Here is a 24,474-nt window from a genome sequence, read left to right on the forward strand (position 1 = left end):
TTTCTTGTAAACTGTTCTTGGGACATATTGTCATTCTCACTTTCAATTGGTTTTAGTCGACTATTTTGCTGTGGGGCAGTGTGTCCCTTTTATTATACAAAAAATGATGTCGACAGATTTCTCTATCAACACCAAATATCATAGAACCTTTTAAATGACAAACCTTACTGGATCCAAGCAGCTGGCTTGAACAGTAACGCTTAATCACTAGGCTCGAAGTTCATCGGACTTCGAGCCTTTTTTATCAATGAAGGAGGAGTTCACACATGGGAAAACTCGTTTTCTACGGGGCCACCTCACTCGACGGTTACCTGGCCACCGATGACGACAACTTGGATTGGCTCACTCAACTCACTGGCATCCCTACCGACGCCGGGACCGCCGTCCTCTCGCAAATGACCAACGCCATCATGGGCCGTGTGACCTACGACTATGTCGCTCAACAAGCACCTAATGCGCCATTCAACCCCGCCAACCCCCAGATGCACAATTACGTCTTAACGCGCCAGAACCGGCTAAATTTGCCGCACACGACCTTCACCCAACAGGACGTCGTCACGCTAGCGCAAGACCTGCGCCGCCAGCCTGGTAATACCTGGATCGTCGGTGGTCAAGCGGTGCTCACCCCCTTGCTAGCAGCCAACCTGGTCGACACGCTTTACCTACAACTCGCCCCGATTTTACTAGGCCACGGCAAGCGTCTCTTCGGTGACCTCACCAACCCGCAACGCTTCACCCTGCTACAGGCCCATCAATTAGGACCATTGGCCGAATTGGTCTATCAGCGGAGTAATTAGTACCCTTTTCTCAGCCGAATATGGTACGCTTAACTTATATTATTCGTACGCGAAGGAGCGGTTGGTATGTGGTTAGCCCTACATTTTTGGACCTGGATTATCTTAACGATTTTAGTCATTGGCGGTCTCACGAGACACTCAGAGAAGCGGGCCACCCAGTTCTTAATCCTGGCCCGGCTGGCCTACCTAGTCATGATTATTAGTGGCGTGGTCTTGAGCATCCGTACCTTTGGGCATGCGCCCCTGTTGATCAGCCTAAAATTCATCCTCGGCATCGGCACGATTGCCCTGATTGAAATCAGCTTCGGCCGTAAAATGGAACGCGATACGCCGCATTTGGTCTACTGGATTTTAGGAGTCGTCGCCTTACTGACGGTGGGGCTGGGGTTGACTTTGGCTTTCCGGTAAGGTTTAACTGGTCTAATTACTAGAGATTCGTGATGCTGTCACGGGTCTTTTTTTCTGTCTGATGTCATCAGATTCTCCGCTTTTTGACATTCACGTTTTCGTCAATTATCATACAGTTAAGTACATGTGAAGGAGTGAACGTAATGAAAGGTGTTATTTACCACGGTATTCATGATATTTCAGTCGAGAAACTGCCACAGACATTCAAGAAGCCATTGCCAACGTTGCCAAGTCAGATAATCTTTTCCCTGACATCGTTTCCGCTCACTATCCACTAGCCGAGAGTGAACAAGCCTTTCAGCGTGCTAATACTGACAAGACGGCCCTTAAAGTCGTCATCGATGTGAACGACTAAAAACCAATGCTAATCAAAAAAACGCGACGTCCCCTTCCAATTCGGAAAGAGTCGTCGCGTTTTACTTATGCTTCTCGCATCTTCAATGCCAGTTCCAAGGTCCGATCGACCAAGATGGATTGGCTGTCCACTAAGGGAATCTGGGTTTCTGGTTCGCGTTCTTGGGCCAATGACAGTTCAGTACAGCCGAGAATCACAATGTCGGCGCCCTGTTCATCAATCATTTGCTTCAGAATACGGTGATAAAGTACAGGATCCACGTGGTCTTTTTCTTTGATGTTATCGTAGATCAAAGCCATGGTCTCCGCTTCGATTTCATCAGTCGGCAACACGGGAGTCAAGCCCGCCGCCAGCACCTCATGTTCGTAGACCTTATCCGTGATGGTCCCCTGCGTTCCGGTGATGCCAATGCGCTTGGCGTTCGGAAATTTACGGACGATTTCCTTGACCGTTTCCCGCGGCATGTGCAGCAGTGGCACGTCGGTCGCCGCCTGCAGGTCATCGTAAAAGTAGTGGGCCGTATTGCATGGCAACGTGAAAAACGCTGGGCCTAGCTGACTTTGTTGCTGGATATCTTCCAACAGACTAGGCAACGGACTGGGCTGACTGTGATCCAAAATGTAGGCAGTCCGGTCCGGCACCGTGGCGTGGTTGACCAAAATATAATTCAAGTACTCCTGATCGGCATGGGCTGGCGTCCGCTGGTTCAGCAGGTGCAGGTAGCTTTCGGTCGCCATGGTTCCCATTCCACCAATAATCGTAAAGAATTTTTTCATGGTAGTTACCCCTTATTTTCTGCGAAATACTTCTTGAAGTTAACCGTGTAGTTGTGTTGCATCCATTGGATCAAGGCCCACCGCTTCAGGTTCATGTCCTGGTCGTAGCGATACGTCGTGCCATAGCGACCGGCCGCAATCAACTTGAGGGCACGTTCCTTGTCGGCATTTTCGCGCGTATACCGCTTGAAGACCTTAACGGGAACACCTAACCATAAGGCGTGCTGACTTTCGTCTTGGTTACCGTAGACGGTCGGCGCATCCTTTAAGCTGTCCTTGACGTAGTCTTTAACGACCCAATCGGCCAGATTGTAACCGTTGAGCGTCACGAAGAAGCTGCTCCGCCCTTGCCGCAGGTTGATTTCAAACAGCTTGAACGACTGGTCGCGCACATCGTATTTCATATCAAAATTAGCGTAACCGGTGAACTTGATGGCTTCCAAGAACTTTTGAATGTTGTGGTAAATCGTCTCGTTGTATTCCGGAATGATGGCCACATAATTTCCAATGGCCGATGGCGCTGGGTCTTCCAACAACGGGTGACCCAGACACATCATTTTAACGTGATGGTTCCGGTCCACGTAGGCGTTCAAGACCCGCATGTTACTGTCATCGCCGGGCACGAAGTCTTGCAAGATCAAGTCAGACTGGTAGCCGTTGGCGTAGATTTTTTGCAAGATGTCCCGAAATTCAGCTTCAGATTGAATCCGAAAGGCCTTCTTCCGCCCTTCAAAGTGCACGTCCAACCATTCTACACTGTTAGCTGGCTTCAAAGCGACGGGGTAGTCAAAGGGTTGTTCGACTGGTTCGTCGCCGGTCGCTTCGGCCTTGGTGATGATGCGCGTAGCTGGATATGGCAAACCATACTGGTCACAGACCTTGTAGAAGTTTTCCTTATTATTCAAGTGCCGCAATTGATCGTAGTCGATGTACGGGCAAATGAACACGTCTTCCAGTTCAGCCTTGTGCTTGCTGATCAGTTCAGCGTAGCCATCCCCGCACCCAATCAAAATAACGGGTTCCGGATGGTCAGCGTAACGTTCCTTCAGCTTGCGCATGGTTTCGATCCACACGGGGTCCTCATCGAATCCCGGAATCAATTCCAAGTTAACAACTTTGGTGTAACGGGTCGGTGCGAGCTGAATGCTGGCAAAGGCCTGAACGGGTTGGTGGTACAGCTCATAAAATGACCGCGCCATCCCGTAAACGTTAAAGTCGCTCCCCAACAGAACGGGAGTGAATTTTACTCCATTGGTTTCCATAACGAATTAAAGTCCCTTCACAACGTACTTAATTTCTCAAAAATAAACTTGCTAAGTAAACACAATCAAGGTTGTTAGCGGACGAGTCCAATAGCAACCTTGATCATGATCGGTCCCGTCGCATTGACGGTCCGGTTAAATTAAACTTGCGTGCGCCGAACTAAGTCGACCGTCTTGGCCGTCGTGTCTTCTGGGAAGTAAACTTCATACCACAGAATAAACGTGTAAATGGTGAAAATCTTTTGCATACTTGATTTTCCATTGATATGTTCGTGCAGAATTTCCATCAACGCATCAGTGTTAAAGAACTTGTGGGCCACGTCGGAGTTAAACGCTTCGATGATCCGTGACTTGTACGGTTCCGTCTTGATCCAGGTGGCGATTGGGGATGGGAAGCCCATCTTTTCCTTCTTGGCCACGCGTTCTGGTAATTCGGCTTCGGCAGCGGTCCGCAGCGAAACCTTGGTTTCATCCGCATGGATCCGGGTCTTGACTGGCATCGTAGCCGCAAATTTGGCAACTTCCTTATCAACCAATGGCGTCCGCACTTCGAGTGAGTTGGCCATACTCATCCGGTCAGCCTTGTGCAAGATGTCATAAGGCAACCAGGTGTTGATATCAAAGTATTGCATTTGCGTCATTTCATCTAAGCCCTTGACGTCGTCGAATAAGTGCTTGGTGTAAGCCCCGGCATCTTGGTTCAAGCTGGGGTTCTTCAAGATCTTATTACGATCGTGATAATCAAAGACGTAGTTGACCCGGTAGTAGCGCTCGCTCAACGGTTGCGCCCCCCGGACCAAGAACCGCCGTCCGTGGAATCGTGGTAACTTTTCAGCGATGCCACCCAGCATCTTGCGGATGCCCTTAGGCACCCACTTTTGGTAGCGTTCGAACGGAATGGCTTCCAGGTAAGTGTTGTAGCCCCCGAAGAATTCATCGGCCCCTTCACCAGACAGTGCCACCTTCACGGACTGACGCGTCCCTTTAGACAGGTAGTACAACTGCATGGCAGATGGGTTCGACAGTGGTTCATCCATGTAGTACATGATGGTTGGTAAGATGTCAAAGTAATCATCACCCGTCATGTACAGTGGTGTGTTCTTTTGCTTGATTTCTTTAGCGAATTCCGTTGACCAGCTCAATTCACTGTACTTCGAGTTCTTGAACCCCAGTGAGAAGGATTGAATTGGCTTTAATTTGGAAGCTTCGTTTAAGACATAAGAGGAATCAATCCCACTGGATAAGAAACTCCCGACTTCCACGTCGGCAATCATGTGGGCCTTAACGGATTCATCAACGATACCGCGAATCTTCTTGGCATCCTCTTCGACCGTTTGGCTGTTGTCGATGTGATCGTAATTAAACTTGAAGTAACGGTGCGTTTCCGTTTCCCCGTTAGCGTGATGAATGAAGTATTGGCCTGGCAAGACCTTGTAAACGTTCTTAAACATGGTATCGCGGGAAGGAATGAACTCAAAGCTCAAATGAATTGGCAAGAGCGCTTCATTGAATTCCTTCTTGAAATTTGGATGTTCCAAGAATGCCTTGATTTCAGACGCCCATAAGAAGGTGTCGCCATCATCATAGTAGTAAAGCGGCTTGATACCAAAGTGGTCACGCGCGCCAAAGACTTCGTTGGTCGTCTTGTCATAAATAACAAAGGCGTACATCCCCCGTAGCCGGTCCAGCAGCTTGGGACCCCAAGCATCATACCCGTGGATCAAGACTTCTGAGTCCACGTCCGTTTGGAATTCGTAGCCTAACTTTTGCAAGTCAGCCCGAATTTCTTGGTAGTTATAAATTTCACCGTTAAAGGTCAATACCTTAGTTTGGTCCCGGTTGTACATTGGTTGTTTTCCGTGGGCCAAGTCAATGATTGACAGCCGGCGGAAACCCATCACGGCTTGTTCGTCGTGGAAATAGGCCTCGTCATCCGGCCCCCGGTGCTTGATCCGATCTGCCATACTGTTGATGGTATTAGTCGGAACATCTTTTTGATTCACGTAGCCAACGAATCCACACATGTGCGTATCCCCTTTTTTCTAAGTCATTTAAAATCTAATTTTAGTCGTTCATTAAGATAAATGAAACACAACACCCATTATTTTAGCAAATTTGTTTGGTGAATACCATATTATTAAGGATTCTTAAGGGATAGCTAAGCCCTGGATCAGTCTGGGGCCACCGTGGCTAAGGCCGCGCTATCCAAAACCTTGACTTGACGGCGACCAATCGTTTCGATCACGCCGTCTTTGACTAGCTGCCGTAGCTTACGGCTCAAGGATTCTGGCGTCATCCCCAGGTAAGCCGCCAAGTCTTGTTTACTCATTGGCAAGTCGATGACCCCGGCTTGCCGACCACTGATCTCTTGTAAATAACCGGCCAACCGCGGCAAGGCATCCGGAATGGCTAGTAAGGTCGCCTGCCGTTCTGCCGTCTTCAACCGGTCGGCCAATGCATTCAGCAAGGCCATCGATAGCTGGGGCATCCCAGTAATCAAGTCGGTTAGAGAGGCCCGGGAAATCGTGCACAGTTCACTGTCCTGGGTGGCTTCCGCGTAAGACGAATGGATTTCATCCGTGAACAACGCGATTTCGCCAATGAAGTCCCCGGGATTCAGGACCCGTAAGACCTGTTCGTGGCCGTCTTCCGTCAAGTGGTAGAGGCGGACCTGACCGACATTCACGATGTACAACGTCTGGGACACTTCCCCCGTGCTAAAGACCGTTCTGCCCTTCTTAGCCAAAACGGGCCGCGTCACTTGGGCGACGGACGTTAATTGATCGGCCGCCAACCGCTGGAAAATTGGGACCTGCGACACGCATTCTAATTCCTGTTCAATTGATTCATGCTGATGTACATGTGCCATTACCGGCATCTCCTTTTTATTTTAGAGGTTGAAAGTAACATTTACGTGGTAATTCCTGGAACGAGAGCGTTTTGCCCACTAAAATCAGTTAGGCTAGGAGCCTGCGTCGCCCAAAGATCCCGACGAGTTGGTGATTACCAGCAACACTATGTTCATTAAGAACTTATTGTCAAACCAGCCGCTACTTGGGGTTAAGCCGACCTTTACTGGCAAGCACCCCTGTAGCCGAGAGTCCGCCAGTTTTCGCTACGAAGTTGGCAGCCCTACCTTTAACAAATAACAAACCATATTCACTCCCATTCTAGCAAACTTTGCTGGTTTAGCGGTGACGAATGCCTCACGACCCGAAAACCTTCACCCCCACGACTGATTAAGCCCACATTTGTGCTATAGTAATGGCAACTAGTTTTACCTAACTTTAAGGAGGAATTTTGCCATGACCCGTCAGACTCATGCAGCGTGCACGTCATTTTTAGCTGGTAAACAGGCGACCATTGACGGCAGTACGCTGATTGCCCGCAACGAAGATAACTTCGTCGCCATTTGGCCCAAACGCGCACAGATTCACGCAGCCAATGAACCGCGCGACCTCAATTTCATTTCCAAGGGCAACCACTTTACCACGACCCTGCCGAAAAAATCTTATCATTATACGGCAATGCCCGATACCGACCCTAGTGAAGGTTTTTACGAAGAGAGCGGGATTAACGAAAAGAACGTGGCCATGAGTGCCACCGAAAGTGCCTATACCAATTCTCGCGTCTTGGGCGTGGACCCGTTAGTTACTGATGGTATCGCTGAAGATGCCATGGTGACCGTCGTTTTACCCTACGTGGACGCCGCACGAGCCGGGATTCAACGGCTTGGCGACCTGGTCACGACTAACGGCGCTGCCGAAACCAACGGCGTGTTGTTTAGCGACAGCGAAGAGGTCTGGTACATGGAAATCGTGAGCGGTCATCACTGGGTCGCCCAACGGATTCCGGATGATGCCTACGCCGTGGTCGCCAACCAACTGGCCATTGAAGACATCGACTTCGATGACCCTAAAAACTTCATGTCTTCACAAGGCATCCGTCACTTTGTCCAGGCCAACCGCTTAAATCCCGACGGCAATCGTTTCAACTCCCGACATATTTTTGGCACGCAAACCAGTGATGACGCCCACTACAACACGCCGCGGGTCTGGTACGGCCACAAGGTGTTCACGCCCAGCGCGTTCGAAAACCCGACTAGCCAAGACCTGCCGTTCATCCGCCACGCCGAACAAAAAATCAGCGTCGCGGCCGTGCAAGAATTTCTCGGGTCGCACTACCAGGAAACGCCGTACGACCCACTGGGCACCGGCACGGAAACCGAAAAGCACCAGTTCCGGGCAGTCGGGCTGTCTCGTACCCAGAACTCACACGTCCTGCAAATTCGCCGCAACGTCCAACCGGTCTTGGCTGGCGTCATTTGGCAATGCCTGGGCAACCCCGCATTTAGTCCTTACCTGCCCTTCTACGCGCAAGGCGACCAGGTCGGCGCTGCTTACAGTGCGGACAACCACGACTACAATCAGAAGAACCCCTATTGGGCCAATAAATTGCTCGACGTCTTAAGCGAAGCCCACTACCACCAGAATCGCAAGCTCTTAGACGGTTTCCTTAAGCAAACGCAAATCGCCGGCTACCACCGCTTACAGGTCGGTGACCAGCAGGCGACCACCTCGGCCACGGGACTGGGGGCGTTCAACGCGACCACGGCAGCCACGATGGCCACGCTGATGCAAGAGCAAATCGGTAAGCTGGTCCAAGCCAACGCGGACCAATCGGCATTGACCTTTACCATGGATGCCGGGTTGTAATTTGGTATCGTTTTCAGGGCAAATGCGCTATAATGAAATTAGCAGCTAGCAGCGAAAGGAATGATTAGATGGATGAAGTAGTCCTTTTCAACCCAGGAGATTCAATTGGTAACTTTCATGATTATCATGAAGCTGTGCAGCAAGCTCAGATTTACCAAGAGCGTCACGATAAATCCGGCCACGTCCTGGTCGTCAAGAGCGAACACGGGGAACCATCATTTGATATCTTTTTAGCGGAGCAACAGCTAACGGATAAGTCGGAGCCCTCAACCAAACAACGCTACACCGTTTCCAAGAAAATGTAATCAAATAAAGCGCATCGCCAACAAAATCTGGCGATGCGCTTTTTAGTTTGGCGTTAAACGTCTGAAGGTTGAAAGTAACATCAATGCGGTAATTCCCGGAACGACAGTGTGCTGTCAATCAAAATTGGTGAAACCAGGAGCCTGCGTCAGCCAGAGATTCCGCCTGCTCTGCCTGTCTCCGGTGGATTGGTAATTACCAGCAACATCGTGTTAGAGACCAGCAGCTAGATCAGCTGTTACCTGGGGCTAAGCCGATTGTTACTGGTACGCACTCTTGTAGCCGGGAGTCCGCCAAATATGGGTTCAGCCGTGGGAGTTATCTTAGTGGCGCGGTTCATGCCGCTTAGATAACTGGCATCTTTGAGACGTGACCTGCGGCTCAAAGGCGAGGCGTCGAGACCGCCCTTTGGCTCGACCCGTCCGCCCCAGCGTTCCAACCCATATTTGGCGGACGGTAGGCGGCCAGTTCTCACTAGGATGCTGTAAGCGACTAATTTTTACGCCATGAATCGCACAGTGACCATGTTTCTAGCTAATTTCCGTCCTTCAATCTTCAGTTAAACGTGTTGCTCAAACAATGACAACTGGGCCTTGAGGTATTTGCCCGTCACACTGCCAGGTGTCTCACTGACCGCTGCCGGCGTGCCCGTGGCGACCAGTTGGCCCCCGTTGATGCCGCCACCGGGACCCATGTCGATGACGTAATCGGCGTTGGCGATCAGGTCCAAGTCGTGTTCAATTGCGATGACCGTGGCCCCCTGCTGGATCAGCTGATCAAAGACCTTGACTAGCTGTTGAATGTCCAGCGGATGTAGGCCCACCGTGGGTTCATCAAAGATAAATAGCGTGCCGTTTTGCCGTTTGCCGATTCGTGAGACCAGCTTGAGCCGCTGTGCCTCACCACCGGACAACGCCGGCGTGCTCTCACCTAACAACAGGTAGCCCAGCCCCATATCATGTAGCGTCTGTAAGGTCTGTTCGATTCCAGTCTCTTCAGTAAATATGGGCAAGGCTTCGTCCACGGACAGAGCCAAAACGTCGGCAATGCTGTAGTCATGCCATTTCACGGCTAGCGTCTCCTGATTGTACCGTTGACCGTGACACTGTGGGCAAACTTCCGTAATGTCCGGCAAGTACTGGACATCTAAGGAAATCTGGCCAGTCCCACCACACATCGGGCAAGCCCCTGCTTTAACATTGTACGAAAAGCGACTGTTGGTATACCCATGAGCCTGCGCTTCCGGGGTGGCCGCAAAGAGTTTCCGCAGCCGATTCAAAATATCCGTATAGGTGGCGACCGTGGAACGGACGTTTTTGCCGACCGGAACCGAATCGACCTTGACGACGTGACGAATGCCCGCCCGGTCCAGATGCGTGACGTGGTGCGGCAAGGTCCGATGGTCCACGTCGGCTTCGATGGCTGGAATCAGGCTATCTAAGACTAAGGTGGTCTTGCCGGCCCCACTCATCCCCGTGACCGTGGTCAGCCGGTTCTTCGGGAACTTAACCGCCACATCATCAATGTTGAAGCGGTGTTGGACCTCAATTGCCAGTTGACCCTTTTGCCACAGCGCCCGGTCATCCAGCTGCGGTCGCTCGCGCAACGTGGCTGTGCCGTTGAGAAATGGCGCAATCAACGACCGCGGACTGTGCGCAATCTGGTCGACCGTCCCCTCGTCCACCACGGTACCGCCAGTTTTACCAGCTCCTGGTCCAATCTCAATCACGTAATCGGCGGCCCCAATGATGCGGGTGTCGTGATCGACCACGACCACCGAATTGCCCTGGGCAACCAGTCCGTGAAAGGCCTTGATCAGCCCGGTCACGTTAGCGGGATGCAGCCCTACCGAGGGTTCATCCAAGACGTAAAGCACTCCCGTCGTGGCACTCCGTAACGTCCGGCCCAACTGAATCCGCTGGAGTTCACCGGTCGACAATGTGTCTCCTGGCCGACTCAACGTCAGGTAATCCAACCCCAGATCCACCATCGGCTGTAGGCTCAACCGCAATTCAGCGACCAAGTCACTACCTAATTTGTGCATTCGTTCTGGTAGCCAATCCACAATGGTCGTCGCAAATTCACGTAACTCATTAACGGGTAAATCAGCCACTTCGGCGATATTTTTTCCATTTAATGTTTGTTTCAGTAATTGGGGATTCAACCGTGTCCCGTGGCAGTCGGGGCAGGTGTCAAACGTATAAAATTTATTGAGTTTAGCAATCGTCCGCTCATTTTTACTGGTGGCCATGCTGTCCTCGACGGCGGCGAAGGCGTTCTCGTAGACGGCTTTGTCCATGTGAAAGATTTTGCCTTTACTGCTGGGAATATCAATGGCCACGTACTGTTTCTTACCGTGGAGCACGCGTTGCTTATCGGCCTCACTGAGCTCCTTATACGGAACGTCGATCGGAATCCCGATGGCATTGGCCACGATGGGCATAAAATTCCGGCCGGGCAGATGCCACGAAGCCACCGCGCCTTCCTCTAATGTCTGGTCTTCATTTTTAATAATCAGCGACGCGTCTAACTGACGCACCTGGCCGAGGCCGCCACAGGTAGGACAAGCTCCCGCCGAATTAAAGGCGAAGTCCTCCGCACCGGGAGCCCTAAACGTCACGCCACAAGTGGGACAGGTCACGTAGCCATCATTTTCCGCGACATCTAAGGTCGGCGGTACCTGGTGGCCGTTGGGACAGACTGGCGACCCCAGCCGCGAAAAGACCAGCCGCAAGATGTTAAAGCTCTCCGACATGGTCCCGACCGTTGAGCGCACACCGGGCACCTGGGGCCGTTGGCGCAGTGCCAAGGCTGACGGCAAATACTCGACGGAATCGACCGCCGCTTTGCCCATCTGATTGATTCGCCGCCGAGTAAAGGTCGACAGCGCATTCAAATACCGTCGCGCGCCTTCCGCATACAGTACCCCCATCGCTAACGAGGATTTCCCCGACCCACTGCGCCCCGTGATGGCCACGAACTTGTTCAGTGGAATATCCACGTCGAGGTCCTTGAGATTATTGACCTTGGCGCCGCGGACTTTGATTTTGGTTGGTAACTTAGTTGGTTCCATACCGTTTTCCCCTTTCTCAAATTAGTGCTGAGTTAATTTTCCCGCTAATATTGCGAGAACTCAAGTCAGGCGAATTTAAAATGGCCGGTTGATTTAAAAAAGTGGTCCTGACCATTGTCCCCTACCGCCGGACCCGGTATACTAGAAATATTGAGGGGGTGTGGCCATGAGTCGTTGGGTACCAGCGATAATGGTGAGTCTGGTATGGCTCGGTCTCAGTCTAAACGCGGCATCTCATCGGCAGTATCGCCGGGTATGGTGGTGGCTAGGCTGTTGGGGGCTCAGTCTCTTGACGTGGACGCCCGTGGCGTTTTCCTTTGGTAGTGACAGCGTCAGCATCATCACGACCCACTGGATTGCCGGGGGCATCTGGGTACTCCAACCACTGGGCCGCGGCAGTGTCGATGCGTCATTTTGGCTGAACATCTTAATGACCATGCCCCAAGGTTGCCTACTGCGCCTAAATTGGCCGCGCTTGCGTTGGCCCCAGTGGCTGCTGGCCGGCTTAGCGACTGGCCTCAGCCTAGAGACTGGCCAAGCACTGGGCAATTGGCTCGTTCAGTTGGGCCGCTGGGTCGACATCAATGACGTCATTACCAACTGCACTGGCGTCGTGTTAGGAGCCGCACTAATGGCGCTAGCACAACGTTGGTGGCAAAAGAAATTTGAGGGGGATTAACCATGTTTATGACAACTGGTGGGCTGAACCGGACCCACGCAATTCAAGGAATCTTAACGGCAACGGCTAGCACCATGCTGCGGTCGGAAAAGCCAGATGAATTTTCACTGTTTGACGGATTATTTGATGAGGTCAAACAAGACCTGATGAAACAGGCCCAGGAAGCAGACGCCGATGGTTTGATCGAAGTTCGGTTCAATACCGAGGTCGTGCGCATGAACGTGGCACCCAAATTTTTAGTCGTTCACGGCTATGGCACCGCCGTTAAATTTCCAAATTCAAAAAAAGTTGAATAAAGGGGTTCCCTTTTCTAGAACTTTAGTGTAATATATTACTTGTTGTTGAGTTGCCCCGATGGCGGAACTGGCAGACGCGCAGCGTTCAGGTCGCTGTTTGAGAGATCAAGTACAGGTTCGAATCCTGCTCGGGGCATCACGAATAACTCGAAAAAGCACTTCGCAATTGCGGAGCGCTTTTTTGTTATCTAAAAATGACTGAAAACAGCTGAAAGCAAGGCTAAACTACAGGCGAGGTGTACAAATCGTGCACAAATTAGCTTAAAAACAGCCGGAGACAGCCAGAGATGGAGCCAGCTGTGTCGACGGTGTTGGCTGAGGTTCTTTCTCAGCCTACAGCGTGGGGCGACTTGGGAGACTGGCGGGGCTTGCCAGGCTTCAAAGCGAACTGGAAGCCCGTTCTTTGGCTGGAAGTGTCCCCCATAGCAGGCGAAATCTCTGGCTGACGCAGGCTCCTGGTTTCACTAGATTCAGCGGACAGAACCTTGTCTTTCCGTGAATTACCGCGTCAACGCTACTTTCAAGCCGATTTCAAATGCTTACCCGCCAAAACAAAACCACCGCACGACATCACTGTCGCCGGTGGCCTTATATTACCGTCCCCATCAGGATTAGGAACAACTGTAAAATACCACATCTACTGTCAAGTGGCGGTAATCCCGCCTGTAGCCGCCGGGTTTCACCGGCTAGCTAACATACCCGTGGCGCAAATCTTGATGACGACTAAAAAATCGACGGGTCAACGACCTATCGATTTTTTAGTTTACTTAATGTTTCCGCAATTTCAGACTAGCCATCCCCAATGCCCCCAGTAATGTGGCAACACCGGCTAAGATGTAATTACCGGTACTTGCGTCATTAGTTTGTGGCAAGGTAGCTTGCTTGGTAGCGGTTGCAGTTGCGGCTTGCTGACCCGTAGCCAATTTGTCCGTGGCTTGCCGACCCGTCGTCTTCAAGTTCTGCACACCTGGCACTCGGGTCTTGGCTTGACTGGTCCCTGCCCGTTGCGACTTGCCGGGAGCAATCGTGTCGGCCGCACCACCGGTTGTGACAGTGGCACCGGACTTCGTCTTGTCCTTGGCAGTTGGCGTCGTGTCATCAATCTTATCTGCGCTCCCTGAATCGTTCAGCTTAGCGTAGGTGAAGATGACGGTCTGCCCATCCGCCGTGTAAGTGCCTTGCGCATGGGTGACGCCGGTGGCTTGATAACCCGTGATTTCTGGGGCATCGAAGCTAAAGGTATCGCCGATATTACCGGTTTCAACGGACTGACTGATGACCTTACCATCTTGATCAACATTGACGATGGTAACCGTCCCCGTTGTGACACCTGGTTCCGGCGTTTCTGGGGTCACGGTTCCCGTCTTCATATTATTCTTGATGGAGAAGTTAACCCACGCATCCATATCTCTGGAAATACTATCAGCCATCTTGACCCGAATGACATAGTTCCCATTCTTGGCTTCTGGACCGGCCACCAGCAGGAAACTACCAGGGTTAGCCGGATTGGCAACAATCGTGAACCAGCTAGAGGCATCCGTTTGCGTTTCGGCCCACGCGTTGTGACTCGTGATTCCCGCCGTACTGTCGGCTGAGTAAACGATGGTTGCGCCGTTATTAAATTTGCCAGGAGCTAATTTAACATCGGTGACCTTTTCACCAGTGGTAAAGTCCATGAAGTCGAAGAGCCCTTCAGTTGGATCAAACTTATTATTGGCGTTGGTCACTGTGTGGTGTCCGTTATCTAACGTTTGCCCATTCCCTACGACGAAGGCTCCAGGCCGATAAGTCCCTGGCGCAATGGCCGTGGTAATTTCGTTGGTCCCATACTCGATTGAATCCAACGTGGCCGTACTTGGTAACTGCCCAGTGAACTTATTTTTAGAAATCCGCAACATGGTGATTGACCAGTTGGAAATATCTGGCAGCTGACCACTTAATTGATTATTATTGACACTCAGTGAGAAGAGATTCTTCAAGTACGAGATGTCCGGCAGATTCCCCGTTAACTGGTTATCGTCCAGATTCAGCATGTACAGTTCTGGATAAGCTGTCAGATCAGGGAAGCTTCCGTTCAGATTCAACCCGCTTAAGGTTAAGTGCTGTAACTGATCATTGTTAGCAAGGTAAGTCTGCATGACTGTGTCTGGAGAAATTCCCCAGTCCGTCACGGTATCATCCGCGTTGAAGAGTTCGAATTGCCGCAGGTTAGGCGCAAATGAGAAGTCAATCATCCCGTCCAATGGCAATTCGGCATCGCTGAGCTTGAAAGTTCTGAGGTTGGTGAAGTACTGGAGTCCTTCTAAGCTCTTGATTGGTCCCAAATCAAAGTATTCTTGCAGGGTATTCACACCATATTTCATCCAGCCATCAAAACCAGCGTACTGGTACAGATTAGCCGAGGTGACTGTGTGGTTGCCGCCATAGTATTGTTGATCAATCGAGCCGATGATCAATGCCCGTAAATTGGCATCCGGAAGCCATTCCGCGGCGTCTTTCCCAGAGATACTGCTAAAGTCTGGCGCCCGGTAAACCGGTACGGCCACCAAGGTCTTGGGACCACTGGCAACCGTCATAGCCGCCATCCGCATCATTGGCCGCCGGGATCCCGTGTTAACCGTTGGTGCGACCGGGTCCACTTGAGGAGTAGCCGGTGTTTGCGGGTTCGGGTTAGCCTGAAGATTATCTTGCTTTTCTGAATTATCAATTACGTCACCAGGTTGTTGATTATCTTTGTTAGCGTTTACATTTTCGTCTTGTTGTTCATCTTCGTGGTTCAGATTCTGTTGCTGATCAACTGAAGTGTTATCCTTAACTGCTGAATTTTCCGGTGCTGAAGTATCATCTTTAACATCGTTGTCTTTGACTATATCGTTGGCGTCTTGACTATCGCCCTTGACCACGTCCTTGGCATCTTGGCTGTCGTCCTTGATTTCATCATTGTCTTGAATCGCATCGACCGGTTTGTTGGTGTCCCCTTCACTTGATTCGGCACCGACTGAATCCTTAGCTGGTGTGGCCGCCGGTTCAGCTAACACTTCTGTAGCTGGTTCAGTCGCATTCGTATCAGCTTGCGCGGACAGGCCGGTTCCCCCGACGAGCCCCAGGCCAACCGTCGCTACCGTAATGCATGCGTAAAGCCAATGCTTGCCTGCCTTGTATGCTTTATAATGTTCTTTAGTCCCAACTAAATTCCGCGTTCTCATGATTCGTTTCCTCCTCGTTGGCGACGGCTAAACCTGTCGCAATCCTTCCCTAGTAAGGCTATACCTTAAACTATTATTGCCAAGCTGCCGGTCAACAATGACCGTTTAAAGATTCTCCACAAATTTATTATGGTTTTACATCTTTTCTCACACATTATTATATGTGGATAAATCTTTCTACACCCTCATTGTACCTAACCCCACGTAAATAGCAAGCAAAACTATGTATGCTCAAAACCAGTTCGCCTGGTTTTCATTCCCACCATAAACTAGGGGTTATATTCAATTGAACTATCGTCTGATAATTGTTTTACATTGTGATTTATTAAAGTTGCCTTCGTTGTGTCCTCATGCGATTCTAATGGACGATTTCACTAGTTTTACTTTCCTTTTACAAAACTTCTGCTATACTTAGATGCATATCGTTAACTAACTAAGTCATTTTGTTTTTCATTGACGAAACGGGCCATTCTTAGTAATCTGTCACATTATTCGGGGGGGATTTGCACCCACCGTGAACGATTTTATTCGAATTTTCTTTTGCCCACCAAATAATGAACAATTCGTCACATACCCCCAACAAATCAGTTAATCCTTTAGCGATTTGTCAAAACAAAAGCTTGTTTTATCAATAATTGTTGAAGTTAGCTATCGATATGCTATATAATTGTTTAGACGTTACGTTAAATCGTTTTTGGAGTCATTTCACTCCTGATCCTGCAAGTCGGCCCTCACAGGCACTTTAATCCGGGAGTTTTTACTTGCAAGTGGCAATTTAATTGTATACAATACTCTGGAAAGTAATTGAAAGGAGGCCTGTGCCATGCCGAAAGTTACACCGATTCTTTTAGATGAGCAGCTCTGCTTCTCCATCTATTCTGCCAGCAAAAAATTTAATCATTTCTACCAAAGCACTTTGGCACCCTTTGGTTTGACTTACCCACAATATATTGCGATGTTGGTGCTATGGGAAGACGCGCCTCTGACCGTCCATCAACTAGGTGAACGCCTGGAACTCGACAGTGGGACCTTAACCCCATTGTTGAAGCGTCTGGAAAAGCAAGGCTGGGTCGAACGGGTTCGTAGCCGGACTGATGAACGACAAGTGCTGATTCATTTAACCGAAATGGCGACCGCTAAACGTGATGAAGTTTACGCGCGAATCGGCCAATGCCAAACGTTATTGGGCATGTCCAACGACGAAATCGACGACATGATGCGTGAACTGGTGACCGTCAAGAGCCAGTTAGACATCGTTAGCAATCAACGTAAGATTGCCAAGGAAGTCGACAAAGAACTTTAACCCATAACTAACAAAGCGCCCTGACTATTATAGCCAGGACGCTTTTTTCGTCTACTTAATCGTGAGGAGCATGGCCCCCACCGCAATCAAGTTGTTAAAGCCGTGTAGGAAAATCGTGCTCTGCAGCTTACCGGTCCGCTTATACACGTAGGCAAACGTTCCCCCCATCATGGCGTAGATCAGCCAGCTGACGGGGTTGGTGCTCATGTGCACGATGGAAAAGGCCACCCCACTGACGACGATTGGTAGCCAAAACATGTTCGCTGGAAAACAGCCATCTACCAGAATCCCCCGAAACGTGATTTCTTCAATCACGGGGCTGGCCAACACGGCCGTCAGGCTCAACATGACCATCGTCAACGTTCCCTGGCCCATAAAGGACGAAATCGCTTGGTTGTTCGCCGTACTGGTCTGGTGATAGAGCAGATTGTTGACAACCCCCAGAATCATTTCGACCAGGATCACAAAGCCGTACGCCTTGACCATCAACCACCAGTCTCGCCGCGTCAACCGTTGCCATTTTACTGGATGCGCCTGCCGGTAGACCCACAGTCCCAACGCAATGGTGGCCGCAAAGCCAGCTAGGTAGATAACTGCCCAAACGAACTGCTGACCTACCGTTCCGTTACTTAAAAATAATAAAGGCAGTTGCACGATGTTTAAAATAATCACTAGTAGGATCAACCAGAGCCAAGCCATGGTATTGCTGAATTGCCGTTTTTTTGTTGACAAAAAATCATCCTCTCACTTTTGTTGATTCGCCTAACTAACCCTTAGCTCCACGGTCAAGCGCCACGAAACGTGGTATTTCACCGTGGTCAGATTTGTCTCTTTAACGAAAAATTTATATTTTAATGGTAATTTCTTAAGGAATGCGGTAATATATGGTTGCGGGCAAGTTTTAGGACCTGTCCGTGAGGCTTCTGTCCTCATTCAACAGACTGATTTCATTTTACTCCCCCAAAGTAGATGAAATTTTTTGCAACATAATCCCCCAATTATGTTGTAACCTTACTCTTTGGCCATTGCGACTTATCGTAATGGTCTTTTTTGTGTCTAAAATTTAGAGCCTCATGACAATACTGGCCTATTCCTCATCCTCATCAAATGACGGCGTTCGCGGCCACAAAAACCAAAATAACAGGAGATTGACGACCGTTGCCAGTACGAAGCCAACCACGCCAATCAGCACCTCCAGCCACGCGGCGATTGCCAGCGTGAGCATTAACCAGATGGTCCCCCCGACAATGCCCGCCGTGAGGATGACAATGAGGATACTTGTGACTAGTTTCACGGTTGTTAACCCCTTTCACGTAAGTCTTCTGGTTCACAGCTTACCACGTTTAGCCGAATTTTTCGAAAGTTTTTTCAGGGAAGGATGTTTTCCTCGGTGAAAACGATTACAATGGACTTGTGAAGTGAAATTTTACTGAAGGAGTGACACTCATGACTAGTGTTTTAGTAACTGCACCTATTCCCCAGTCAGCTCTGGACATTTTGAATCAAGCCGGGCTCGACGTTGACAGCTATTCAGGTAGCGGATTAATCACAAAGGACGAGTTGTTGAAGCGAATTGTCGGCAAGGATTACCTGATTACGCCGTTGTCTACTCAAGTGGATAAAGACGTGATCGACGCCGACCCTCAGTTAAAGATTATTGCCAATTACGGCGCTGGTTTCAATAACATTGACGCCGCCTACGCCCGTTCCAAGAACATCCCCGTCACCAATACACCGAAGGTCTCCACGACTTCCACGGCCGAAGTCACGACCGGTTTGATGATCACCTTGGCACACCGGATGGTCGAAGGTGACAAGCTGATGCGGACCAAGGGCTTTGACGGCTGGTCCCCACTCTTCTTCTTAGGCCATGAACTGGCTGGCAAGACCTTAGGGATCGTCGGTATGGGGCAAATTGGCCAAGCGGTCGCTAAGCGAATGGCCGCCTTTGACATGAAGATTCTCTACACACAACGGCACCCACTAGACGCCGCTACGGAAGCCAGCCTTAATGCGACCTACGCCACCTTGGATGAAGTCATCGACAACAGTGACGTCTTGACGTTACACTGCCCATTAAACGACCAAACCCATCACCTGCTCGGCGCACCCGAGTTCAAACGGATGAAGAAGTCCGCTTACTTGATCAACGCCGCTCGGGGACCAGTGATTGACGAAGCCGCCTTACTGCAGGCCTTGCGTGACGGTGAATTGGCCGGGGCTGCCTTGGATGTTTACGAAGCGGAACCCAACGTCGACGATGGGTTCAAGGCTTTGGACAACGTGATTTTGACGCCCCACGTCGGTAACGCGACTGTCGAAGCCCGCGATGCCATGGCCGCCATTGTTGCGAAGAATGCGGTCAGAGTCGACAAAGGCGAAGACCCGCTGTACGTGGTCAACTAATTTAATACTTATCATGCGTCAAGAGTCTGGTCCTTTCCAGGCTCTTTTTTTGATGTCCTTCACTGCACCACAGCCAACCATCAACGGGTTCACCTTTAACTGCTACCCCAGATACATTCACACCACTATAGGCAAGAATGCTCGAAAACTGCAACCGATTGCAATTGCGCCATTGCAGTCTTTATGATAATATTTATTTTGACCTTTCTGAACGGAAATAATTGCTTATTGCGACCAGTTAGCCTAAGATTGACTGTGAAAGAATACGCTATCATTTAGCAGAAAGGATGACGAATGCGCTTTGAAAATCATTACATTACACGTCTTAGATGATTCATTGGAAGTCAGCTACCACCCGACAGATCAAACTGGCGAGCGGCAATTTATTATTGCCTATAATTCTGAACAAACGATTGGTGAAAACCTCGAGAATCTCCGTTTGAAACTAGCCGGGCTCGATGTGGACGCCGCCGTGGTGGATAATGCCTTGAGCTATCCCTTCTCCGATACGGTCGTCGGCATCAACCACCAGCGAATCGACATCGGACTAGCCATCACCAACATGTTAAACATCCCCGTCGTCAGCAAGCAAGCCATCGCTGATCAGGGACTAGAAGCCGCCTTAGCCGCCAAACGCGACTACTTGACCTGGCACTTGGACTACTATGGCCAATACCAAGGCAAACGCAATTACGGTCAGGAAGCCATGCTCACGGTGGGCAACGGGTTCTTCGGTGTGCGTGGCGCCTATACGGAAGCTCATGCCGATGACGACAACTACCCTGGCATGTACACGGCCGGGCTCTATGACCAGTTGACCACTAACCTCAATGGCCGCCAAGTGACTAACGAAGACCTGGTCAACCTGCCCAACGCCCAGGCCCTTTCTTTTGGCGTCGACCACCAGAATCCCTTTCAAATTAAAGCGGCCGACATCCAAGACATCTATCGGAGCTTGGATCTGCACACCGGGACACTGACCACGACCATGTTGGTCCAGCTGTCGACCGGTCACACGCTACAGATCAAGACCAGTAAGCTGGCTAACTTCAAAGACTGGCACCGGTTGGCCATTCGCTACAGCATTACCCCCATCAACTTTGCGGGCAGCCTCCAGGTTTATTCCACCATTGATGGTAGCGTTGTCAACGGCAACGTCGCCCGTTACAACGCCTTCGACCAACGCCATTTGCGTGTCACCGGGACTAGCCAACAGCCTGATAGTATCTTTTTGGAAGCGCAAACGCGGTCCTCACACGTTGACTTGGCCATCGGTGCCCATTTGACCGGTCCTGGCGAAGCTTTGAACGCGCCAACCGATACCCGGCCCAACGCGGAACAACAGGTGCGGCAAATGCGCTCTGTCGACGTGCAACCACAGCACACCTATACCTTTGAAAAAAACGTGGTGCTCTTCACCAGTCGCGAAACGACCGGCAACCTACTGACAGCGGCCACTGACGAGTTGAAGCAAGCCTCCTTTGCCGACACGCTGACTAGCAGTACCGCTTATTGGCAAAAGCGCTGGGCGGACGCTGACATTCAGATCAGCGGCGATATCACGTCGCAAAAGCTGACGCGGGTCAACCTGTATCACCTCTTCTCAGCGGTCCAGGCGATTCGCTCAGGCCAGATCGACGCATCGATCAATGCCCGTGGACTTGATGGTGAGGCTTATCGGGGCCACGTCTTCTGGGACGAAATGTTTGATTTGCCCGTCTTTGCGCTTCATGATCCGAAATTAACGCGGCAACTGTTACTTTATCGCTACCGGCGTTTGCCAGCGGCCAAGAAGAACGCGCAAGCTGCCGGATATGCTGGTGCCATGTTCCCGTGGCAATCGGGTGCGGTCGGCGATGAACAATCACAGATCACGCATTTGAACCCGTTGACCAACACCTGGGACCCGGACTACTCATCATTGCAACGCCACGTGTCCTTGGCCATCGCCTACAATGTCATTCTGTACAGCCGCATCACCGGCGACACCGATTTCATGGCCAAATATGGTCTGGAAATGCTCCAGGAAATTGGGCAATTCTGGCTCAGCAAGACCACGCTGAACAACGCCAATCACCGGTACACGATCGACAAGGTCATGGGTCCCGACGAATTTCACGAAAACTATCCCAACGCCGATACCACGGGCCTGGCCAACAATGCTTACACCAATCTGATGGTCACCTGGTTGTTCAACCAGCTCAAGCAGATTCGCCAAACGTTGCCCGCCACCACCGTGCACACCGTCGACCAGAAGACCCAGGTCACTGACGACACGCTCAAGCAATTTGCCGCCGTCAGTCATCACCTCAAGCTCGACATCAGTCCGGACGGTATCATCGGTCAATTCGAGGGCTACTTCAAATTACCTCAACTGGACTTCACCAAGTACCGGAAGAAGTACGGTGATATTTCCCGAATGGATCGCATCTTAAAGGCCGAGGGCAAGACACCCGATGCCTATCAAGTGGCCAAACAAGCCGATGCCCTCATGGTCTTTTACAATTTGGATGCGCCTCAAGTCTTGGGTCTCTTGCGGCAGTTGGGTTATGAACTGCCCCACCACGCTTTGTTCCAGAACTTGCAATATTACCTGGACCGCACGACGCACGGCTCGACGCTGTCCCGCATCGTTTACGCCGCACTGACCGCCATGGCTGGGAACATGGATCAATCCTGGAAGCTCTTCTCGCAGGCGTTGTTCTCCGATTACTACGATATCCAAGGTGGGACCACGGCTGAAGGCATTCACTTAGGCGTCATGGGCGCCGTCACGTTGATGTCGACACGCTACTACGCTGGGGTCGATGCGTTGGCCGAACAACTGACGGTCAATCCCCATTTGCCTCAGGCTTGGGATGCGGTCAAATTCAGCCACCTCCTGCGCGGCACGCGTTACACCTTTGCGATTGATCACCACCACGTGACCGTTACCGCGGATCACGCCGCAACACTAAAAATTGGGCAACAAGACGTTTCACTAAAACCTAACGTTCCACAAACCATTACTTATTAAGGAGTGCTTGACATGACTAAGTTTGCTGATATTAAAGGATTTGTTTTTGACCTCGATGGTGTCATCACCGACACCTCCATTTTGCACGGGACCGCTTGGCACCAACTCGCCGATTCCTTAGGCGTTGCTTGGAGCGATGAACTTGCCAACGGCTTGAAGGGCATTAGCCGGATGGACTCATTGGAAATGATCTTAAAGGCCGGGGGTAAGGAAAATGACTACACCCAGGCCGAAAAGGAACAATTGGCTACCCAAAAGAACACGAACTACGTGGCCGAAGTCGACAAGATGACGCCTGCTAACATTTTGCCCGGCATGAAGGCCTTCTTGGACGACCTGCGCGCCAAGGGCTACCAATTGTCATTGGCCTCTGCTTCTAAGAACGCACCACGGGTCTTGGGCAAATTACAACTGGCCGACTACTTCCCTAAAATCGTTGACCCAGCCAGCCTGACCCACGGCAAGCCGGATCCAGAAATCTACACTAAGGGCGCGGAACTCTTGAACCTCCCCGCTAACCAATGTATCGGGGTTGAAGACGCCGCTGCGGGTGTCGCTGCCATCAACGCTGCCGGTGAAGTCTCCCTGGGGATTGGTGATGCCACTGAACTGGGCGCCGCTGACATGGTCTTCGCTGACACGGCGGAAGTGACTTTGGCTAACATCGCTAAGAAATTAGGTTAATCCGCTTTGAGCACGCCACTTCCAAGATTGGAAGCGGCGTGCTTTTTTAGACTGGGAGAGTGGAACTGCAAGCGGTTAGCTAGTTTCAGCCATTTAAAATCAGTACCCAAACACCCCCTACTCTTACTAACGAAATTCAGCGGCTAGATGTAACCATCTGGGATTACTTCTTTAGGATTTCTTAATCAACTAAAGAAAGCTGAATTAATAGGTGCGCCAGCGGCTCGTCCACTAAAACTAGTGAAATCTGAGCCTTCGTCAGGCCCGGTCCGGCCGCCCACCGCGTTCCAACCCATAGTTGGCGGACGGTAGGCGGACATTTCTCGCTACGAAGCGTTAAACGAACGGCGACCCATTCACATTTTTGCAACAAAAAGCCACCAGCCGACTGAACGGTGGTGGCAAAGATGGTGCTTATTTGACTGGCGTCCGGATGTCCTTTAAGGCATCGTCGATTTGTGCCAATACTAATTCCGTGTTACCCGGAACATCAAGGTCGTACTTTTGTAAGTCGATCTTGATCTTAGGGCTCACATCGTAATCGGCGAACCAACCTTGGTAGGCCGTCCACATCTTCTTGTAGTAGGATTCCAATTCAGGATTGTCATCGAATTGTTCGTAGTCCCGGCCACGCTTCTTGATCCGGTGAAGGATCGTATCGAAGTCAGCGTCGGCATATACCAACAAATCGGGGGCCTTCTTTGGCAATTCATTCAGTTCGTTCATCATGTTGTCCAGCAGGTTGAGGTAAACTTCCAGCTCAGTGTCCGTAATGTTGCCTTCTGCGTTGTTTTCCCGCGTGAAGAGCGCATCTTCATAGATGGAACGGTCCAAGACGTTGTTGTCGTCCGCTAGGGCCCGCTTGATCATGCTAAAGCGCTTGTTCAGGAAGTAGATTTGTAGCAAGAACCCGTATTGCTTTGGGTCCCGGTAGTAAAGTGGTAACACTGGGTTATCACCAACCGGTTCAAAAAATGCTTGAGTTTCCAAGTGTGACGCAATCTTTCCAGTAAGGGTCGTTTTACCGACACCGATCATTCCAGCTGTAATTATCACCATGATAGCCCCTCTTTAATTCAAAATACAAGATATAGTGTAACATAAAAACGGCAACTACTACATCTGCTTGGCAAAAAAATTCCCGCCATTTCGTCAACTTTGGTTCTTGTTGTATAATAGAACCGCAACACGTCAA

General features: G+C 50.6%; 19 protein-coding genes and 1 tRNA gene. 11 read left to right on the top strand and 9 right to left on the bottom strand.

The annotated features are described in order from the left end of the window. Positions 1-266: 266 nt before the first annotated feature. Together EKM83_RS11670 and EKM83_RS11675 are read left to right on the top strand one after the other, a co-directional pair. A complete protein-coding gene (locus EKM83_RS11670) occupies positions 267-797 on the top strand; it encodes a dihydrofolate reductase family protein (protein ID WP_125577639.1) in 531 nt (176 codons plus the stop codon). 66 nt (positions 798-863) lie between these two features. Then, positions 864-1,205, top strand: a complete 342-nt coding sequence (locus tag EKM83_RS11675) for a DUF1516 family protein (protein ID WP_125577641.1) — start codon at positions 864-866, stop codon at positions 1,203-1,205. Between the two features lie 420 nt (positions 1,206-1,625). On the opposite strand, the gene EKM83_RS11680 is transcribed toward EKM83_RS11675, so the two are convergent. The 4 genes from EKM83_RS11680 to EKM83_RS11695 form a co-directional block, all read right to left on the bottom strand. Next, positions 1,626-2,336, bottom strand: a complete 711-nt coding sequence (locus EKM83_RS11680; protein WP_125577643.1) for an aspartate/glutamate racemase family protein — start codon at positions 2,334-2,336, stop codon at positions 1,626-1,628. A gap of 5 nt (positions 2,337-2,341) precedes the next feature. After that, positions 2,342-3,598, bottom strand: coding sequence for a carboxylate--amine ligase (locus EKM83_RS11685; protein WP_125577645.1), 1,257 nt, complete (start codon positions 3,596-3,598; stop codon positions 2,342-2,344). A gap of 140 nt (positions 3,599-3,738) precedes the next feature. Beyond that, complete coding sequence (asnB, locus tag EKM83_RS11690) at positions 3,739-5,622, bottom strand: asparagine synthase (glutamine-hydrolyzing) (protein WP_125577647.1); 1,884 nt, start codon at positions 5,620-5,622, stop codon at positions 3,739-3,741. Positions 5,623-5,768: 146 nt separating this feature from the next. Next, positions 5,769-6,467 (bottom strand): Crp/Fnr family transcriptional regulator, encoded by a 699-nt coding sequence (locus EKM83_RS11695; RefSeq protein WP_125577649.1) that lies wholly within the window; start codon positions 6,465-6,467, stop codon positions 5,769-5,771. Positions 6,468-6,903: 436 nt separating this feature from the next. On the opposite strand from EKM83_RS11695, the gene EKM83_RS11700 reads away from it, so the two are divergent. Together EKM83_RS11700 and EKM83_RS11705 are read left to right on the top strand one after the other, a co-directional pair. Continuing rightward, the gene (locus tag EKM83_RS11700) at positions 6,904-8,313 is read left to right on the top strand and encodes a C69 family dipeptidase (RefSeq protein ID WP_125577651.1); all 1,410 of its coding nucleotides are present in this window, start codon (positions 6,904-6,906) and stop codon (positions 8,311-8,313) included. A gap of 68 nt (positions 8,314-8,381) precedes the next feature. Further along, positions 8,382-8,618: a hypothetical protein gene (locus EKM83_RS11705; RefSeq protein ID WP_125577653.1), complete on the top strand. Its 237-nt coding sequence runs from the start codon at positions 8,382-8,384 to the stop codon at positions 8,616-8,618. Between the two features lie 557 nt (positions 8,619-9,175). Here EKM83_RS11705 and EKM83_RS11710 read toward each other — a convergent pair. Next, entirely contained in the window at positions 9,176-11,689 is a 2,514-nt protein-coding gene (locus EKM83_RS11710) for an excinuclease ABC subunit UvrA (RefSeq protein ID WP_125577655.1), read from the bottom strand. A gap of 166 nt (positions 11,690-11,855) precedes the next feature. Between EKM83_RS11710 and EKM83_RS11715 the strand changes: the two genes are divergently transcribed. From EKM83_RS11715 to EKM83_RS11725, 3 genes are all read left to right on the top strand, one after another. Further along, entirely contained in the window at positions 11,856-12,368 is a 513-nt protein-coding gene (locus tag EKM83_RS11715) for a VanZ family protein (RefSeq protein ID WP_125577656.1), read from the top strand. A gap of 2 nt (positions 12,369-12,370) precedes the next feature. Continuing rightward, complete coding sequence (locus EKM83_RS11720; protein ID WP_125577658.1) at positions 12,371-12,664, top strand: heavy metal-binding domain-containing protein; 294 nt, start codon at positions 12,371-12,373, stop codon at positions 12,662-12,664. A 52-nt stretch (positions 12,665-12,716) separates the two neighbouring features. Continuing rightward, positions 12,717-12,800, top strand: a tRNA-Leu gene (locus EKM83_RS11725). A 631-nt stretch (positions 12,801-13,431) separates the two neighbouring features. On the opposite strand, the gene EKM83_RS13420 is transcribed toward EKM83_RS11725, so the two are convergent. Further along, the gene (locus tag EKM83_RS13420) at positions 13,432-15,870 is read right to left on the bottom strand and encodes a MucBP domain-containing protein (protein ID WP_191987420.1); all 2,439 of its coding nucleotides are present in this window, start codon (positions 15,868-15,870) and stop codon (positions 13,432-13,434) included. Between the two features lie 823 nt (positions 15,871-16,693). Between EKM83_RS13420 and EKM83_RS11740 the strand changes: the two genes are divergently transcribed. Next, on the top strand, positions 16,694-17,173 hold the full coding sequence (locus EKM83_RS11740) for a MarR family winged helix-turn-helix transcriptional regulator (RefSeq protein ID WP_125577660.1): 480 nt from the start codon (positions 16,694-16,696) through the stop codon (positions 17,171-17,173). A 51-nt stretch (positions 17,174-17,224) separates the two neighbouring features. Here EKM83_RS11740 and EKM83_RS11745 read toward each other — a convergent pair whose 3' ends face one another. Both EKM83_RS11745 and EKM83_RS11750 read right to left on the bottom strand, forming a co-directional pair. Beyond that, the gene (locus tag EKM83_RS11745; RefSeq protein WP_225418673.1) at positions 17,225-17,905 is read right to left on the bottom strand and encodes a CPBP family intramembrane glutamic endopeptidase; all 681 of its coding nucleotides are present in this window, start codon (positions 17,903-17,905) and stop codon (positions 17,225-17,227) included. A gap of 355 nt (positions 17,906-18,260) precedes the next feature. Beyond that, positions 18,261-18,467 carry a hypothetical protein gene (locus EKM83_RS11750; protein ID WP_125577662.1) on the bottom strand — a complete coding sequence of 69 codons (207 nt, stop codon included), beginning with the start codon at positions 18,465-18,467 and terminating at the stop codon, positions 18,261-18,263. A gap of 152 nt (positions 18,468-18,619) precedes the next feature. Between EKM83_RS11750 and EKM83_RS11755 the strand changes: the two genes are divergently transcribed. The 3 genes from EKM83_RS11755 to pgmB all read left to right on the top strand — a co-directional run bounded on the left by EKM83_RS11755 (position 18,620) and on the right by pgmB (position 23,279). Continuing rightward, the gene (locus tag EKM83_RS11755) at positions 18,620-19,579 is read left to right on the top strand and encodes a 2-hydroxyacid dehydrogenase family protein (protein WP_125577664.1); all 960 of its coding nucleotides are present in this window, start codon (positions 18,620-18,622) and stop codon (positions 19,577-19,579) included. A 301-nt stretch (positions 19,580-19,880) separates the two neighbouring features. Next, on the top strand, positions 19,881-22,595 hold the full coding sequence (locus EKM83_RS11760; protein ID WP_125577666.1) for a glycoside hydrolase family 65 protein: 2,715 nt from the start codon (positions 19,881-19,883) through the stop codon (positions 22,593-22,595). Between the two features lie 12 nt (positions 22,596-22,607). Then, complete coding sequence (gene pgmB, locus EKM83_RS11765; protein ID WP_125577668.1) at positions 22,608-23,279, top strand: beta-phosphoglucomutase; 672 nt, start codon at positions 22,608-22,610, stop codon at positions 23,277-23,279. 414 nt (positions 23,280-23,693) lie between these two features. On the opposite strand, the gene EKM83_RS11770 is transcribed toward pgmB, so the two are convergent. Beyond that, positions 23,694-24,338 carry a deoxynucleoside kinase gene (locus tag EKM83_RS11770; protein ID WP_125577670.1) on the bottom strand — a complete coding sequence of 215 codons (645 nt, stop codon included), beginning with the start codon at positions 24,336-24,338 and terminating at the stop codon, positions 23,694-23,696. Positions 24,339-24,474: the final 136 nt, after the last annotated feature.

The organism is Levilactobacillus angrenensis, assembly GCF_003946085.1.
Taxonomy (GTDB): Bacteria; Bacillota; Bacilli; order Lactobacillales; family Lactobacillaceae; genus Levilactobacillus; species Levilactobacillus angrenensis.

Coding starts and splice junctions, on each gene's coding strand:
- EKM83_RS11740 (WP_125577660.1), top strand. CDS start 16,694: ATGCCGAAAGTTACACCGATTCTTTTAGATGAGCAGCTCTGCTTCTCC.
- EKM83_RS11695 (WP_125577649.1), bottom strand. CDS start 6,467: ATGGCACATGTACATCAGCATGAATCAATTGAACAGGAATTAGAATGC.
- EKM83_RS11700 (WP_125577651.1), top strand. CDS start 6,904: ATGACCCGTCAGACTCATGCAGCGTGCACGTCATTTTTAGCTGGTAAA.
- EKM83_RS11670 (WP_125577639.1), top strand. CDS start 267: ATGGGAAAACTCGTTTTCTACGGGGCCACCTCACTCGACGGTTACCTG.
- EKM83_RS11755 (WP_125577664.1), top strand. CDS start 18,620: ATGACTAGTGTTTTAGTAACTGCACCTATTCCCCAGTCAGCTCTGGAC.
- EKM83_RS11685 (WP_125577645.1), bottom strand. CDS start 3,598: ATGGAAACCAATGGAGTAAAATTCACTCCCGTTCTGTTGGGGAGCGAC.
- EKM83_RS11675 (WP_125577641.1), top strand. CDS start 864: ATGTGGTTAGCCCTACATTTTTGGACCTGGATTATCTTAACGATTTTA.
- EKM83_RS11770 (WP_125577670.1), bottom strand. CDS start 24,338: ATGGTGATAATTACAGCTGGAATGATCGGTGTCGGTAAAACGACCCTT.
- pgmB (WP_125577668.1), top strand. CDS start 22,608: ATGACTAAGTTTGCTGATATTAAAGGATTTGTTTTTGACCTCGATGGT.
- EKM83_RS11705 (WP_125577653.1), top strand. CDS start 8,382: ATGGATGAAGTAGTCCTTTTCAACCCAGGAGATTCAATTGGTAACTTT.
- EKM83_RS11710 (WP_125577655.1), bottom strand. CDS start 11,689: ATGGAACCAACTAAGTTACCAACCAAAATCAAAGTCCGCGGCGCCAAG.
- EKM83_RS13420 (WP_191987420.1), bottom strand. CDS start 15,870: ATGAGAACGCGGAATTTAGTTGGGACTAAAGAACATTATAAAGCATAC.
- asnB (WP_125577647.1), bottom strand. CDS start 5,622: ATGTGTGGATTCGTTGGCTACGTGAATCAAAAAGATGTTCCGACTAAT.
- EKM83_RS11715 (WP_125577656.1), top strand. CDS start 11,856: ATGAGTCGTTGGGTACCAGCGATAATGGTGAGTCTGGTATGGCTCGGT.
- EKM83_RS11680 (WP_125577643.1), bottom strand. CDS start 2,336: ATGAAAAAATTCTTTACGATTATTGGTGGAATGGGAACCATGGCGACC.
- EKM83_RS11720 (WP_125577658.1), top strand. CDS start 12,371: ATGTTTATGACAACTGGTGGGCTGAACCGGACCCACGCAATTCAAGGA.